The 15,340-nt window shown below is 42.0% G+C and carries 15 protein-coding genes; 8 read left to right on the top strand and 7 right to left on the bottom strand.

From position 1 onward, the window contains the following. Positions 1-422 precede the first annotated feature (422 nt). Together AC6IZ0_RS03940 and AC6IZ0_RS03935 are read right to left on the bottom strand one after the other, a co-directional pair. On the bottom strand, positions 423-893 hold the full coding sequence (locus AC6IZ0_RS03940; RefSeq protein WP_497725170.1) for a transposase: 471 nt from the start codon (positions 891-893) through the stop codon (positions 423-425). A 110-nt stretch (positions 894-1,003) separates the two neighbouring features. Continuing rightward, on the bottom strand, positions 1,004-1,372 hold the full coding sequence (locus AC6IZ0_RS03935; RefSeq protein WP_271734558.1) for a helix-turn-helix domain-containing protein: 369 nt from the start codon (positions 1,370-1,372) through the stop codon (positions 1,004-1,006). Positions 1,373-1,749: 377 nt separating this feature from the next. Here AC6IZ0_RS03935 and AC6IZ0_RS03930 point away from each other — a divergent pair, with 377 nt between their 5' ends. Next, positions 1,750-3,147 (top strand): amidohydrolase, encoded by a 1,398-nt coding sequence (locus AC6IZ0_RS03930; protein WP_497725169.1) that lies wholly within the window; start codon positions 1,750-1,752, stop codon positions 3,145-3,147. 13 nt (positions 3,148-3,160) lie between these two features. Here the strand turns inward: AC6IZ0_RS03930 and AC6IZ0_RS03925 are convergent, their stop codons facing one another. Then, complete coding sequence (locus AC6IZ0_RS03925) at positions 3,161-3,622, bottom strand: hypothetical protein (protein WP_497725168.1); 462 nt, start codon at positions 3,620-3,622, stop codon at positions 3,161-3,163. 202 nt (positions 3,623-3,824) lie between these two features. Between AC6IZ0_RS03925 and AC6IZ0_RS03920 the strand changes: the two genes are divergently transcribed. Then, positions 3,825-5,861: a glycoside hydrolase family 10-like protein gene (locus AC6IZ0_RS03920; protein ID WP_497725167.1), complete on the top strand. Its 2,037-nt coding sequence runs from the start codon at positions 3,825-3,827 to the stop codon at positions 5,859-5,861. Here the strand turns inward: AC6IZ0_RS03920 and glsA are convergent. Further along, a complete protein-coding gene (glsA, locus tag AC6IZ0_RS03915) occupies positions 5,858-6,838 on the bottom strand; it encodes a glutaminase A (protein WP_271734551.1) in 981 nt (326 codons plus the stop codon). The two genes, AC6IZ0_RS03920 and glsA, sit on opposite strands and share 4 nt — an antisense overlap. A gap of 779 nt (positions 6,839-7,617) precedes the next feature. On the opposite strand from glsA, the gene AC6IZ0_RS03910 reads away from it, so the two are divergent. The 3 genes from AC6IZ0_RS03910 to sodB all read left to right on the top strand — a co-directional run bounded on the left by AC6IZ0_RS03910 (position 7,618) and on the right by sodB (position 11,229). Next, positions 7,618-8,694: a septal ring lytic transglycosylase RlpA family protein gene (locus tag AC6IZ0_RS03910; RefSeq protein WP_497725993.1), complete on the top strand. Its 1,077-nt coding sequence runs from the start codon at positions 7,618-7,620 to the stop codon at positions 8,692-8,694. A 120-nt stretch (positions 8,695-8,814) separates the two neighbouring features. Next, a complete protein-coding gene (locus tag AC6IZ0_RS03905; RefSeq protein ID WP_497725166.1) occupies positions 8,815-10,413 on the top strand; it encodes a bifunctional pantoate--beta-alanine ligase/(d)CMP kinase in 1,599 nt (532 codons plus the stop codon). 213 nt (positions 10,414-10,626) lie between these two features. Beyond that, positions 10,627-11,229 (top strand): superoxide dismutase [Fe], encoded by a 603-nt coding sequence (gene sodB / locus AC6IZ0_RS03900; protein WP_271734549.1) that lies wholly within the window; start codon positions 10,627-10,629, stop codon positions 11,227-11,229. A 210-nt stretch (positions 11,230-11,439) separates the two neighbouring features. On the opposite strand, the gene AC6IZ0_RS03895 is transcribed toward sodB, so the two are convergent. Next, positions 11,440-12,231 (bottom strand): MBL fold metallo-hydrolase, encoded by a 792-nt coding sequence (locus tag AC6IZ0_RS03895; protein WP_497725165.1) that lies wholly within the window; start codon positions 12,229-12,231, stop codon positions 11,440-11,442. 40 nt (positions 12,232-12,271) lie between these two features. Next, positions 12,272-12,472: a hypothetical protein gene (locus tag AC6IZ0_RS03890; protein ID WP_497725164.1), complete on the bottom strand. Its 201-nt coding sequence runs from the start codon at positions 12,470-12,472 to the stop codon at positions 12,272-12,274. 131 nt (positions 12,473-12,603) lie between these two features. Between AC6IZ0_RS03890 and AC6IZ0_RS03885 the strand changes: the two genes are divergently transcribed. Further along, the gene (locus AC6IZ0_RS03885; protein ID WP_497725163.1) at positions 12,604-12,993 is read left to right on the top strand and encodes a hypothetical protein; all 390 of its coding nucleotides are present in this window, start codon (positions 12,604-12,606) and stop codon (positions 12,991-12,993) included. 42 nt (positions 12,994-13,035) lie between these two features. Here the strand turns inward: AC6IZ0_RS03885 and AC6IZ0_RS03880 are convergent, their stop codons facing one another. Next, positions 13,036-13,434 (bottom strand): DUF6335 family protein, encoded by a 399-nt coding sequence (locus AC6IZ0_RS03880; protein ID WP_497725162.1) that lies wholly within the window; start codon positions 13,432-13,434, stop codon positions 13,036-13,038. Positions 13,435-13,696: 262 nt separating this feature from the next. Between AC6IZ0_RS03880 and AC6IZ0_RS03875 the strand changes: the two genes are divergently transcribed. Continuing rightward, on the top strand, positions 13,697-14,083 hold the full coding sequence (locus tag AC6IZ0_RS03875; RefSeq protein WP_271734541.1) for a DUF2267 domain-containing protein: 387 nt from the start codon (positions 13,697-13,699) through the stop codon (positions 14,081-14,083). A gap of 53 nt (positions 14,084-14,136) precedes the next feature. Next, positions 14,137-15,228 carry a DJ-1/PfpI/YhbO family deglycase/protease gene (locus tag AC6IZ0_RS03870; RefSeq protein WP_497725161.1) on the top strand — a complete coding sequence of 364 codons (1,092 nt, stop codon included), beginning with the start codon at positions 14,137-14,139 and terminating at the stop codon, positions 15,226-15,228. Positions 15,229-15,340: the final 112 nt, after the last annotated feature.

The following is a 15,340-nucleotide window of genomic DNA, read 5'->3' as shown; positions in this document are numbered from 1 at the left end:
ATTTATCCCTGCCAAATTATTTGTCCACATTGCCCAACTGTTAATATTTAGAACAGCGAACTAGGTTAACCACTATGAGTTTTTAATTCTGCTGAAGAAAAAAGGGTTTAAAGAATCAAGTTTACCCCACGCATCATCACAACGCTCTACTAGACTAGCACAGCTAAAGGAAATAACAGATAGTACGGCAAAAGTAAGATCTTTAAAAATCAGTAAATCATACTGTTGTATTAATAATACCAGTAATAGCCGTGATAACACAAGTAAGTTTTTTGCCAAGAATATGAATGATTTTCGGAAATTATCTGAGATTTTTTGGTCATAATTTTAAATTTTACATTTTACTGACATCTTTGTATTCTGGCAATAATGTTTACTTTAAAAACTTTTGCATCTATCTTTAGATAGATTTACAGCGATTTTCAGTTAAATAGACCACAGTGGTTGAACCAAGCGAAGGCATGATCTTCGGTAACATAATTTACAGCTTCAGCCATGGCTTTATCGAGTGATTCCGGGGTACGAGCCTCACAAGACCGAAGAAATTGCTTCAGTTTTGACCAACAAAGTTCGATAGGTGATAAATCAGGAGAATAAGGGGGCAAAAACTTGACTTTGGCACCGACGGACTCGATAGCAACTCTGACACGCTCGGCATGATGAACCTTAAGATTATCCATGACTACAATTGCCCCTTTCCACAACTGAGGAAGTAAGACCTGGGTAACATAAGTGAGAAACACATCAGTATTTGTACTTCCTGGTACAGTCATCGATACAATCAGCCCATCGAGGTTCAAAGCACCAATCAAAGACACATTTCCACCCTTGTTTCCAGGAATACTACCAACAGCGCGTTCACCATTTACGGCTCTGGCAAACAAGCGTGACATTGATAAATTTATTCCGGCTTCATCCACGAACACTAAATTTCAACACATCAATGTGATCTAAGCAACGTCGATAGTCATGTCTTAACTCTTGCACTCTTGGAGTATCTTGCTCACTGGCATAAAGACTTTTTTTTAGACCTTAAGCCTAATTTTTTTAGGGCGCGATGCATTGTCGGGATACTCACCCTAATTCCTGTTTTTTCTTGATAGCGATCGCATAATTCTCTGAGCAACAAATCATTTTTCTCCTCCACCAAAGATTGAATGATCCTCAATTGCTCGTTTTGAATTGTTGGTTGTTGGTATCCTCCACGTGGTTTCGCCTCAATTTTTCCATTTTGACGATAATGACGCAACAGATTTCGCACAAAAGACAAGCTGACCTTAAATCTTTCAGCCAACTGACGTTGAGAGCCTTCCTTTGCTTCCCAAGCTATAATCACACGACGACGCAAATCACCTGAGTACGATACTGGCATCGAATCTAATAATCACTTCTTTCACACCTTACCGCATTTTGTGGTTCAATTACCTGGAAATTGCTGTAATTCTGGAGAAGGTTCCCCTGCTAAGATTTCTTCTCTGGGAATGCAAGTTTTGAATACTGAGGGCAGCATAGGACTAAGAAGATAGTTTATACTTAATGGTTGATACTTAACTATTTTGAAATCTCAACCAGTGACTAGACAAATTTATCATTTTCCTTTTAAATAACCTATCAAAACATAGAGGGTTAGGGTGGGGTCAAACAATAGTTAATACACTAATCATGACTTGACAAACATTCTCTTAGCTTCCGACCCGTCAACCGTCAACCGTCAACCGTCAACCGTCAACCACCAACAAGGTTAAAATCGTGAATTTTACCATTCAGAATGTTTTAATTGCTATTGAGGATGCTTATCTCACCCTAGATGTACAAGTAATAGATGGTAAGATAGCCGCCATAGCACCGGATTTAGATGTGGTTGGTAATACCATTGATGGTAGCAATAAGCTGTTACTCCCTGGTTTCTTTAACGCCCATACCCACTCATCGGAAATGTGGCAACGGGGAATTATGTCCATGTTGCCTTTAGAATTATGGTTAGGGGAATTATATGACTTTGCGCCTCTGGATTTAGAAAAAGTTTATCTGAGTGCTTTGGGAACCGCTGTGGAAACTTTACTTTCCGGTGGTACTAGTGTGGTAGACCATTTGGTGTTAACTCCTGGACAGGAGTTAGAAACTATCGCTGCTGCGGTTCGTGCTTATGAAGAAGTGGGAATACGTGCTTTTATCGCACCCCTGATTCAAGATCAGTCCCTCACTGCGGGTATACCGGGGGGAGAGTCAAATCAAAACCATGCACCGTATTTTCGCTCAACTGCGGCTACCTTGGAAATTATAGAGGAAGCAGTCAGACAATTTCACCGTCCTGAAGCAGGTATAAGTATTGTGGTGGCACCAACGGGGATACAATTGTGCAGCGATAGTTTATTTATAGGATGTATTGAGTTAAGCGATCGCCATCATCTTTGTCGTCACTCTCATTTACTAGAAACTAAAGCACAGGAAAAACTCGCCCAAGAAAAATACGGTTGTACCGCAGTCCAACATCTACAACGCATCGGATATTTAAGCGATCGCACATCCTTGGCTCATTGTGTTTGGTTAAACAATAACGATATCACCATCCTCGCCCAAACTCAATGTACAGTTGTGCATAACCCCTTGAGTAACCTCCGTTTAGGCAGTGGTATCGCCCCTATTTTAAAATATCTCCAAGCCGGGGTAAATGTTTCCTTTGGTTGTGATGGTGCTTCCAGTAATGATTCCCAAGACTTACTAGAAGCCATCAAAATCGGTTCCATCTTACACAACACTACAGACCTAGACTATCACAACTGGATCACACCCAGAAAATCTGTAGAAATGGCCTCCCTAGGAGGCGCAAAAGGGCTGAAAGTAGCTGACAAACTTGGTTCCCTCACCCTAGGGAAACAAGCCGATTTAGTCATGTATGATCTCACCAGTCTATCATTACTACCCCGAACAGATCCCATTGGCTTATTAGTATTAGGTCGTCCTATCAATGTTGTCCATAGTGCTTGGGTAAACGGAAAGCAAATTGTTAGCAATGGTCAAGTTAACACCATTAAAGTAGATGATTTACAGCAAGAATTATTTAAACTTAGTCAGTGGGAAACAAAGCGCAAATCTCCAACCGTAGCAGAAATAGAAACCCATTATCGCCAAGTCATGGACATATAGCCTCTGCTGACCTTTACGCCTCTTTACTTTGAAAATAACCCAACCTCCAATTTTTCGGTTCCCTTAACTGACTGAACTTACCTTGAAGAATAAATTGTACTGCAATTCGAGTGTTTAAAAATCCCCTCACCCGATTGTAATCATTAGTGTCATCAACTCCAGATACAACCTTGCCAATCTTCTGAGACCGTCCACAGTGAGTAGAAGAACCAGGTATTGTTAAGGTGAACAATCCATCATGTTCGTATCCTGCGGGAACTAAAAATATAGCATAGACATGATGTCGTCCACGCCAGGGTTGAACCACTAATGTATCAGGATGTGCGTAGTATTTATGATCTCCTTCCTCCTGAAATACCCATTGCTGACACCTAACTATAGGCTTTTGTTCAAAGAGATAATTACAGATATAAGCAAATGCTATAACGCTCAATAAACCAAGTAAAAATAACGTGTAAACTATAGGTTTTCGCACTTTTTCAATGGTAGGCTAATTGTTTAAATTCATATCTAAGCTAGTGAATTCAGAATCCCGCGTTCATCATACTTTTATCCTCAAAAATACACAGAAGTCACTTAAATTATTAAAATTTATACAGTATCACAGTGGCTATGGGTCTGCTGTTGTTAAATTAACAAATAGTGTAAGAATGAAGCCAAGTTAGTTAATATCGGTCATGATATCTAATTCTACTCGTTTCCCGGATGTTCAAAATCATTGGGCCGGCTTATTCATCCAAGAATTAGCGGTGCGTCGAATTTTAAATGGCTATCCTGATGGCAGTTTCCGACCAGATAGCCCAGTGACTCGTGCGGAGTTTGCTGCTATAATTGCCGCAGTATTTACAGTATCAGCAAAGCGTCGTTATGTCCCCTTTGCTGATGTCCCCCCTAATCATTGGGCTGTGACTGGTATTAAAAAAGCTTACGAAAGCGGATTTATTATTGGTTATCCCGACGGGAATTTCCGCCCCAATGACAGAATTATCCGCGGCGATGCTTTAGTTGCTTTAGTCAATGGTTTGGCAATAGCTATTGATGCTCCACCAGACTTGCTGAGTAAATTACCAGAAATATATCAAGATGCGGAAAAAATCCCTGGTTATGCTAGAAATCAAGTGGCGATCGCTACTCAAACAGAATTAGTAGCTAGTTACCCCAACACCAAATTACTCAACCCCACCGTACCAGCCACCCGTGCAGAAGTGGCAGTAATTGTATATCAAGCGTTGGTTTACTTAGGTAGAGCCGATAAAATATCATCTAATTATATCATAGTTCCCCCAAAACTTGTCAATACTCCTAAAACTGTCAAGGTAAATCATCAGCGAGAGTTTCGGGGGGCGTGGGTAACAACAGTATGGAATAGTGACTGGCCTTCTAAAGCCGGACTCTCAACAGCACAACAGCAAGCTGAATTGATTGCAATTCTCGACCGATTACAAGCACTCAACTTCAACGCCCTGATTTTGCAGGTGCGACCAGAAGGTGATGCTTTATATGCTTCCCAACTAGAACCCTGGAGCGCTTGGTTGACGGGAACTCAAGGGAAACCACCAGAACCATTTTATGACCCTTTGGAATTTGCGATCGCTCAATGTCACCAACGTAATATTGAACTTCATGCTTGGTTCAACCCCTACCGGGCCAAAACTAGCATCACAGCTAGACCCAACGCCAGACCCCATATAGCTTTGAGCAATCCCGAAGTAGTTTACAAATGGGGTAATCAACTATGGATGGACCCAGGAATCAAAATCGTCCAGGATAGGGCGTACAACGTGATGATGGATGTTGTGCGTCGCTATGATATAGATGCCATTCACTTGGATGATTATTTTTATCCCTATCCCATCGAGGGTCAAACCTTCCCCGATAGTAAAACCTATGCAGCTTATAGATCAACTGGTGGTCAACTCAGCTTAAGTGACTGGCGACGGGAAAACGTGAATCAAATGGTATTACGGCTATTTCAAGGAATCAAAGCCATAAAGCCCCACGTCAAATTCGGTATTAGTCCCTTTGGTATTTACCGACCTGGACAACCACCAGGAATAAATGGCCTAGATGCTTATAGTGTACTGTATGCTGATGCTAAAAAATGGTTAGAACAAGGTTGGGTGGATTATATCGCCCCTCAACTTTATTGGCGCATTGACCAGACCGCACAAAGTTATCCCACACTACTAAAATGGTGGACAGAAATTAATCCTCAGCAGCGACATATATATGTAGGCAACAATATTAGTCAACTTGATGGCAAAGCTTGGAAGAGTGGAGAGATTAGCAAACAAGTTACCATCACTCGCAACCTAGCTGCTAACTTGTCACTGGGTAATATCTTTTTTAGCATGAGTCACATTAATCAAAACCGTCAGGGAATTGCTGACAGTTTCCGCAATTCCCTTTATCCCACCCCCGCCATAGTACCTACTATGTCATGGCAGAATACAGACCCACCACCACCACCCCGAGAACTACAAGTTAATAATCGTCGCCTAAGTTGGGAACCCGGCGATGAGCAACCCGTGCGTTCTTGGACACTTTATCGACAGACTGGTGAAAATTGGGTACTTCAGCGGGTCTTATCTGCTGGAACTTATGGCTACGCCACGCCAGCTACCGCCACGGTGCAACAAGCTGGAACCTATGCAGTGTGTGCTGTTGATAGGTTGGCGAATGAGAGTCTGGGAGCGGTAATTACAGTGAGTTAAAATTTCAGTCCCTCACCTGAACATTCAAATAAATGTAACCCTAATCGCTGGGAAAGTTCCTCACACACTTTCACTCCCCGGACACTATTACCACGGACATCTAACAATGGCGAAAATACCCCAATGCCCATTTTATGGGGTACAACCGCCATAATTCCACCACAAACCCCACTTTTAGCCGGAATACCAACTTTGTAAGCCCATTCCCCAGCAAAGTTATACATACCACAGGTGTACATGACGCTGAGAATATCTTTAATGTAACGACTATCTATTGCTTGTTCTCCTGTAATCGGGTTCATACCTCTGTTAGCAAGGGTGGCCGCCATCACCGCTAAATCCTGGCAATTTACCATCACAGCACACTGCTGAAAGTAAAGATCCAAAACTTCTTCAATGTTTTGGTCAATCATGCCAAAATTGAGCATTAAATGTGCTATGGCGCGGTTGCGATGTCCCGTACTACGTTCAGAGGTAAATACTGAGATATCAACCAGTGCATTCTGTCCGGTGTATTTCTGAAACATATCCAGAACCCGGTTTAAGCGTTCCGTCGCACCAGACCCTTTAATTAAACTGGTAGTGGCGATCGCACCTGCATTTACCATGGGGTTATAAGGTCGCTTCGATTGTTCATCGAGAATAATGGCGTTGAATGCGTCTCCTGTTGGTTCAACCCCCACTTTAGTTAAGACATAATCCCGTCCATGATCTTCTAAAGCCAGTCCATAAGCAAACACTTTGGAAATGGACTGGATAGTAAATTGGTGTTGATTATCCCCGACTTCGTACCTTTGACCATCTACTGTGACAATGCAAATGCTGAATAATTCTGGATTTACCTTTGCCAGTTCTGGAATATAGTTTGCTAGTGTACCCTCCTTGAGTAACTTGTATTGGGAATATAAGTCGTTGAGAACAGCTAAAAATGGCGCTGAACCGATTTCTACATTTTCTGGATTTGCTTTGTTTGCCATGAGCCTAATATTTTTCTCTCGGAAATCATATTTAAGTTAATCTAGCAACCGAAAATATATGTAATTTTCGCTACTTTATTTTTTGTTAGCTCAAGCCAGTGAAGCTTTTTTAATTTTCTCATCATTGATTTTAATTTGTAAAAAAATACTTTTTAGTTACCAAATGATGGGGGTTTTTCAGTAATTAAATGGCATATATACATAAAATATAATACTTAAATATATAGTTGTGTAAATGTATTTACTGAGAAAAGGTCTCATCAGATGACTAACCACTAGAACATGACTGCTAGCCTATTTAAAATTAAAAATATTTGTATGTAGACTTACAGATGATTTTGAGTGGGCTGCCCAAAAATTCCTCAAGGAAATATACTCAAGTATTTTGAGGGAGTTTTGACAAAAATATATTTAATAAATTTATATGTTTCTTAAAATACATTTTTGTCTAAGGAGTGTTATTACTAATCAAAAACCGCCGAAATATTAGATTTTCATATGAAAGCTTGAGTCAGTTACAAAAAACGTTACATCCTCAAAATCCTGATTTGAAAACGGTTTCGCCGCGGAAATTAGAATTGAAATCGAATAAAGTGATTTAGATCTACGGTAAAACCCTGATCCCCAACCTTCAAAGTTCGTGATAGTGTGTTGCAGTTATAAATCAAAAAAGTGAAACCCAGAACCCAGGAAACTTCATGGGAGATGTCACTGAAACTGGCAAAAAATCCCAGGAACTAAAAAACTGCTGTTCTACACTCGCTTTAAAAATCGGACGCATGAATCAACGATATTTGTGGACTATTGTCGCCCTGTTTCTGACTGTTGTGGGTACGCCCTTAGTCGGACGCACTCAAACTACTACTACAAAGCAAACTAATCGAGTTTCTCCAGAAACATCAGTTAAAAATGTAGTTAAAGTAGGAGAGTTTCAAACCTCATCTGGGAAACTGACTTCCGATGCTGTGATAACAAACATTCATTCTCACTACATTGGAGGTCGTAAAGCGGCAACCCTGTTTATCAAAAATATTCCAGTTATTACCTTTTTGAGTTCTCAGCCACAGCCGCAAAGTTTGACGGTGAGTGGAATTGGAACTACTGCGGGACAACAGTCCTCTGGTCGCACGGGGACGAGTGTAGGGAACTTGAGGAATGCGACAAAGGAAAAGAAATCCCTTAATGATGACCCGGTTTATAGAGCTGGACTCATAGCAGCCAGTATTAACCAGCTAGTGCGTAATGGTGAGGATGCTCAACAGATTACCGTTAGTTGGATGGGTCAGGGCGAATCTACAGATGGCAACAAAAGTGCCTCTGTCACACAACACACCGGCGAGAGCTATACGATTAAAATTAAAGATCGGGAATTGGTGCAAATCAATGCAAAAACCATCCTAGCAGGAACCACCGAAAATCTCGCAGAAGATGCATTGCAAGTAACTAATCGCTTGCGGAGACTCATTGGTAATGCATCTCCCATCACAGAAATTGCTAATCTCCCCGAACCAGTAAAAGTTGGTTCGCAGCAGCCCGCACAGCAGCTTGCGAGCAACAAACGACTCACTTTCCGTGGTATAGCTTCCTTTTACGGTCGCGGTTTTGCTGGTAGACCTACCGCCACCGGTGAAAGATTTAATCCCGAAGGTATGACTGCAGCCCATCGTAGCTTACCTTTCGGCACGCGAGTTCGTGTGACTAACACCCGTAATGGTCGTTCGGTTGTGGTGCGAATTAATGACCGAGGCCCATTCATTCGCGGAAGAGTCATCGATGTATCCACTGGTGCTGCTCGTAGCTTAGGAATGATTAACAACGGTTTAGCACCTGTGAAGATTGAAGTTATGGGGCGATAATTCCTGAGAATTTCAGTGGATAATGTCCCCAGTCCCTAATACCCCTGGTTCGATACCCCAGCCCCCTATTTCAGATATAAACTAACGGGGGAGAGGCTTAAAAAGAACTAGGGGTATTTTGTGCGTCTGCTGACAACAGTTGCAGCTTTACGCTGCTATTTAACTCAACGTTGTTCACAACATCAGTTCAGGGTTCCCGAAGATTTGGGACTAGATGCGATGTCTAGCTGGTACCAGACGGCCGTCGGTTTGGTGCCAACTATGGGAGGATTACATCAAGGTCATTTGAGCTTGATGGCAAGGGCAAGGCAAGAAAATTCTACGGTGATTGTCAGTATTTTTGTCAATCCCCTCCAATTTGGCCCCCATGAAGATTATCAACGTTATCCCCGCACTTTAGAGCTAGACCAACAAATGTGTAGAAAAGCGGGGGTAGATGCGATTTTTGCCCCCACACCAGAGGAAATGGGTGTTTCTCAGAACAGTCTAGAAGCATCTCAACTGACACAAGTAACGCCTCCATGTGCTATGATGTCCAGTTTGTGTGGTCGTTCTCGCATTGGTCACTTTCAGGGTGTCGCGACGATTGTCACCAAGCTTTTTAACTTGGTACAACCCGACCGCGCCTACTTTGGACAAAAAGATGGTCAACAACTAGCTATTATTAGACGGTTGGTGAGTGATTTAAATTTGCCAGTAGAGATTATTGGTTGTCCAACCCTGCGGGAAGAGTCGGGTCTGGCTTTAAGTTCTCGTAACCAATATTTGACTGCACAAGAAAAAGCCCAAGCAGTAATTTTATATCAAGCTTTACGGGCTAGTGCTGCTGGGTTTGGGGCGGGTGTTCGTGATCGCAGTACCCTCATAGGATTGGTACAGCAAGAACTGGCAAAGGTTCCTCATCTCATGGTGGAATATATTGAATTAGTTAATCCGAGTACGTTAATGTCTTTAGAAACAGTTGAGGAGGAAGGAATGCTGGCGATCGCAGGTCGTCTTGGTTCCACACGTTTGATTGATAATACCATCCTGCGCGATCGTCAGCCCATCATCGCTATCGATGGACCAGCCGGTGCTGGTAAATCTACAGTGGCTCGTCAAGTGGCCACTCACCTGGGTTTAGTGTATCTCGATACAGGAGCTATGTATCGGGCTGTGACTTGGCTGGTGCTACAAAAGGGTATTGCTCTTGATGATGAATGCGCCATTGCTGAGTTAGTTAGTCGGTGTAATATTGAACTTACACCCACTGACGATCTGCAATCTCCCGTCAGGGTTTGGATTAATGGTACTGATGTCACTCAAGCAATTCGCACAATTGAAGTCACATCTCAAGTATCCGCGATCGCAGCACAAAGCGCCGTGCGTCAAGCACTCGTTAAACAACAGCAAAGCTGGGGTAAAAAAGGTGGTTTAGTCGCCGAAGGACGAGACATTGGGACTCATGTCTTCCCCGATGCCGAAGTTAAGGTATTCTTAACCGCCTCTGTTGATGAACGAGCACATCGCCGTCAGCAAGACTTAAAAAAACACGGACAACCCGAAGTGAATCTAGAGCGTCTCAAAGGCGATATTGCCGAACGAGACCGAAAAGATAGCACTCGGAAAATCTCCCCTTTACAAAAAGCAGCGGATGCAGTAGAAATACAGTCTGATGGTCTTAACGTGTCTGAAGTTACAGCACAAATTGTTAACTACTATCAAAAACGCTTATCTTAGTTGTCGAGCATCTCTGATATTTCTACCTTTATGCAATTTGGCTCAAATCAAACAGTATTTTGCCCGAATCCTCCCTTTGGTAGTAGAATGACAATGTTAAGTTTTATATCCTATAGCGTTGGGATAGAAAACGCATACAGATAACACCTGTCGTTTCCTAAGTTTCGCTCAACAGTTTTAAACCGGAAAACAGTCAAGAGAGGATTTCACAAAATGGCATTTACACAACCCCCCTTACCTTACGACTTTAACGCTCTCGAGCCCTATGGCATGAAGGGAGAAACATTTGAGTATCACTATGGCAAACATCATGCAGCCTATGTGACTAACTTAAATAAGCTGACTGACGGGACAGAACTGGCTGACAAATCTTTGGAAGAGGTCATCCAAATTGCCTTTAAAGACTCCTCTAAGGTGGGAATCTTCAACAATGCTGCTCAAGTTTGGAATCACACCTTTTTCTGGAATTGCTTAAAGCCCGCAGGTGGGGGCGCACCCACTGGCGACCTTGCAGCCAAAATTAATCAGGATTTTGGTAGCTTTGACAAATTTAAAGAAGAATTTTCTAACGCTGCAGCAACTCAATTCGGTAGCGGTTGGGCTTGGTTAGTTGATGACGGTGGTACTCTCAAGATCATGAAAACACCAAATGCAGAGAACCCCTTAGCCCATGGCAAAAAAGCCCTCCTAACTTTAGATGTTTGGGAACACGCCTACTACATTGACTATAAAAATGCGCGTCCTGCTTTCATCAAGAATTTCTTAGACCAGTTAGTCAATTGGGACTTTGCTGCTGCAAATTACGCTCAAGCCTGATAATTTCTCAGTCTTACTCTGAGTTTAACCCTAGTTAATTCTAGAAAGTAAAAATCAGTTAATTTAAAGTACTCAGTCACGATTAGTATCGTGGCTGTTTTTACTCAGTACAGTAAGCTCTATACTTGCTACAGGTGCTTAGTAAGTACAAACACAATTGATTTGAGAATTGCGGTGGCGACTAAAATCGCCAACGGCTAACCGCCATATCTAGAGCTTGGACTTGCTCACAGTTGAATTATTCCTCAACTGCAATTCTCGGCGATCGCCCGGGGTGAGTTCCATCACCTGGGTAGACAAATTATATTGCTGCAGTAGGCAATTAAATTCTGCCACACTTCCTTGAGCTTTCAAGAATTTCGTCAGCACACCTTCAAAAACCACATCTCCACCCGCGGCCGTGGGAAGCATAATTTGAGGTTGTAACCATTGTGCAACTTCCAATGCACTCTTCCTACCTTTAATAACTGGCACACCCAAAGGCAATGTTATATCTACTATCGGCGTAATCACCACGTCAACCGGGGCAAATTGTTTAATTTCCGGGGAATGAGACCCATGAGGCTCATAATAAATTGTTAACCCACTGGTTAATTCTTTAATCAGGTAACCATTTTCTACCAGATTATAACCTACCACAGAGCCGGGAACAGCTGTAATTTCCACTTGTTGATTCAAGTTGAAACTTTCCCCGTGCTTCAGGGATGTTACGTAATTGTAGCCCAACTCACGTGATAGTTTGGCCGCATTGGCAGAACCCACAACCTTAATTTCATGATCTAGTTGTTTCAGAGTGGGTGGATGAGCGTGGTCTTCTAAACCTTGAGACAGCAAAATCAAATCAATATTTTGTGGTATGGGGCGTTCTTGTGTCCGAGAACCTTTGAAAAACCAATCTAAATTGCCAAAAGTTAAAGAACCAACCAGCCAAGGATCCAGTAGTATCCGTTGGTTACCCATTTCCAGTAACCAACTATTGCTGTCTAACCAAGTTAGGTACATAATCAAATTAAAAATAATACTTACCCCATTATGGATGAGTTCACCGCAATTGTGCTATCATTTCCTGCGGATTCCAGTAAGCGCGAGTTGTTTGAATCTTACCAGCTGAGTTGATTTCAAAAATCGTAATTCCTGCAAAGATAACTGGCTTACCTGTCTTACTCACCCACCCTTCTGGATTCATTGCTGCAATATTGGCAAAGTAGGTAGATATAATTTTTTCAATGGTTTGGGGTGACATGATGGGAGTTGATGACTGATAGATTAAAAATATCTTTTTATTTTACAGTAAATTCACGGAAAAATACTCAAAGGTGGATGGTTTACCTGAGAGTTGCAATACAATATGACAGGTAGTTTCCCATAAAAACGGTGAAAAAATCGGTTATTGCCAAAATACTCATTCCATCCTTAACTTGCTTAACTGTATTTGTCCCCAGTCCAGCACCTGCCCAATTGTTACCACAACCCTGGGTTTCTGTGGGTGAAAAGGATGGAGAAGTCACCTATGCTGCTGGTGTGAGAGTTTTAGATTTTGGTTTTGAGATCGGTAGAGGTCCCGAAGGTGCTACTGGAGGAGATGTTTTAAAATTCTTCAGTTTACCAGTGATTTCACCTTATCTCGGACTTGGCTGGTATTCAGAAGACCAAGGTGTTGCTGTTTCTGGCGGTGTCCAAATAGGTGCTACCGATAATATTTTTGTCGGTGCTGGTTACAATTCTGTGCGAGGATTTAATGGACAATTAGGCATTAGGTTTTAACTTATCCTCACATCCCAAAACTTAAAATTTTAAGTTTTGGGTTCATTCCTTCCGCTCTTGATAATCATCAGAAGACATCGGATCTAATTCCCAGCGAGAATGATCACGCCGCTCTAAAATATCCTCAGTATGGAGAAAATCACCGTCATTCATCGGTAATCCTACTGCCTTTCCTAAATCATCAGTTACACTTTGATCAGGAGTAGGGGCAGTACCACCTACAGCTTCATCTCCCACCGTATCTTCCTGTTGCCAATAAGCATCAACATCACCGCCAGTAATTTCCGGACTTGTGTGTGTATACTGACGTTTTCTTTGTCTGAGCGATCGCCCGCCAATATTATACCCCGGCAAATCCTTAACACCAGTACCGTAAGATTCGGTAATTTCTGCGCTTAAATCATCTGAATTGACCTCTTGATTCTGATTATTTTCTTCCATAAATAACATTAATTCTATTTACCGATTCATCATAACCTTACCAAAGGTAAAGACAGTATCACCAAGGGTATATTACTTTAGTGATAAAAAAATATATCCCCTGAGTACGAAGAAAAAATAGTAATTAGAAGATACTTTAATAAATAAGTCTAAATTGAAATTACTCAACTGTGTAGGAGTGAAATCCATATATTAGGAATTAAATAGGAATTAAATCAATAGTCTACTCTTAATTACAAATTACAATAAAAAGAGGTATAGAATGGAATATAACGAGTTTATTACACACGTACAAAGCCTAGCTCAATCAAATTCTCGTGAAGAAGCCGAACGGGCCACCCGTGCTACCTTAGAAACCATCACAGAGCGTATCCCCGGCGATGAATTCAAAGAAGTAGCAGCAGAATTACCACAAGAATTAGCTCAATCTTTGCAAAGGCGAGAAGGAGAAACTAGTGAACCTTTCAACCTGCAAGAATTCATTACTCGTGTGAGTCAAAGAGAAAATATAGAACCGACAACCAGCGCCATTCATGTTCGGGCTGTATTTGCAGTCTTACAAAACGCCATTAAGCCTGACAAATTCAGCAAATTTCATAATTATTTTGATCATGACTATGAGGAACTATTCACCACATCACCAACTTAAATTCCTGCAGTCAAGCATCCTATTGAGTAAAATTATTAACCTAGGCAAAAATCATGACCAATCATAACAATCATTCCCGGAAGAAAAAAGTCGCCATCCTCATAGAACATGGATTTGAGGATATAGAATTTACTATCCCGTGTAATGGACTAAAGCAAGCTGGGATGGAGATAGTTGTCCTCGGTTCACGCATGAATGAAAAATATAAAGGTAAACGAGGTAAAGTTTCAGTTGAACCCGACGCTACCACCACAGAAGCCATAGCAGCGGAATTTGACGCAGTAGTAATTCCCGGTGGTATGGCCCCGGATAAAATGCGGCGGAACCCGAACACAGTCAGCTTTGTGCAAAAAGCCATGGAACAAGGGAAATGGGTAGCAGCTGTATGTCACGGGCCGCAACTTTTAATTGAAGGTGATTTGCTCACAGGTAGAAAAGCCACGGGCTTTACTGCTATCCGCAAAGATATGATGAATGCAGGTGCAAATTACCTAGATGAACCCTTAGTGGTAGACAGGAATTTAATTACCTCACGCGAACCAGGAGACTTAGGGATTTTCACCACAGCATTGCTCAGTCGTCTAGGGTACGGTGGTAAAGATGCTGCACTTCCAGATGAGAAAGATACCAGCGCCCAGTGGTGGAAACTCGCTGATGCTTGGGGTGGTTCTACTAAAGGTGAAATTACCAGGGGGTTGAATATAGCACTGAGTGGGGAGCGTTATTCAATGGAAACCTTAGAACAGTACACCCAAAAAGAATCAGATCACGAAGTGCGATCGCTCTTTCAAGAGATGATTAGTAATAGACAGCGCCACATTCAGAAATTGGAAACCTATCTCAACACACTCCATGAAAAACCTTCCATAGTGGCAAATATCGCCAATCAATACGCCAAAGTTAAAAGTACCTTTACTGGTAGCGATGACATCTATCAGTTACGTTGCGCCCTAGGAGATGTACAAACAGGTCTTGGCGATATTAGCAATTTGTCTGCAATGTATACTGACCCCGTAGCAACCGCGATATTTAAGGAAATTTACCAGGACTTACTTAAATACGAGCAGCGATTAGCACAACTATATCGCCGAGGCATAGGCACTGAAATTCAGCCTCCCAAGCCCACCACAGGCGTAGCTCTGTAGATATCTAGCAACTGCGAGGAAATAGGGTTACCGCTGGGAGAATCAATTCAGAATCTTGATCCCTTAGCCAGTCCCCGCTACTCTAAGAGGATGTTTGTCAAGTTATGATTAG

This window comes from Anabaenopsis sp. NIES-4685, from assembly GCF_059725405.1.
The sequence above is the reverse complement of the archived record's forward strand: the minus strand, read 5'-3'. Positions and strand labels throughout refer to the sequence as shown.

Excerpts from the sequence above, each read along its gene's own strand:
- AC6IZ0_RS03895 (WP_497725165.1), bottom strand. The coding sequence starts at position 12,231 with ATGTACCTAACTTGGTTAGACAGCAATAGTTGGTTACTGGAAATGGGT.
- AC6IZ0_RS03880 (WP_497725162.1), bottom strand. The coding sequence starts at position 13,434 with ATGGAAGAAAATAATCAGAATCAAGAGGTCAATTCAGATGATTTAAGC.
- glsA (WP_271734551.1), bottom strand. The coding sequence starts at position 6,838 with ATGGCAAACAAAGCAAATCCAGAAAATGTAGAAATCGGTTCAGCGCCA.
- AC6IZ0_RS03910 (WP_497725993.1), top strand. The coding sequence starts at position 7,618 with ATGAATCAACGATATTTGTGGACTATTGTCGCCCTGTTTCTGACTGTT.
- AC6IZ0_RS03920 (WP_497725167.1), top strand. The coding sequence starts at position 3,825 with ATGATATCTAATTCTACTCGTTTCCCGGATGTTCAAAATCATTGGGCC.
- AC6IZ0_RS03940 (WP_497725170.1), bottom strand. The coding sequence starts at position 893 with ATGTCACGCTTGTTTGCCAGAGCCGTAAATGGTGAACGCGCTGTTGGT.
- AC6IZ0_RS03935 (WP_271734558.1), bottom strand. The coding sequence starts at position 1,372 with ATGCCAGTATCGTACTCAGGTGATTTGCGTCGTCGTGTGATTATAGCT.
- AC6IZ0_RS03875 (WP_271734541.1), top strand. The coding sequence starts at position 13,697 with ATGGAATATAACGAGTTTATTACACACGTACAAAGCCTAGCTCAATCA.
- AC6IZ0_RS03870 (WP_497725161.1), top strand. The coding sequence starts at position 14,137 with ATGACCAATCATAACAATCATTCCCGGAAGAAAAAAGTCGCCATCCTC.
- sodB (WP_271734549.1), top strand. The coding sequence starts at position 10,627 with ATGGCATTTACACAACCCCCCTTACCTTACGACTTTAACGCTCTCGAG.
- AC6IZ0_RS03890 (WP_497725164.1), bottom strand. The coding sequence starts at position 12,472 with ATGTCACCCCAAACCATTGAAAAAATTATATCTACCTACTTTGCCAAT.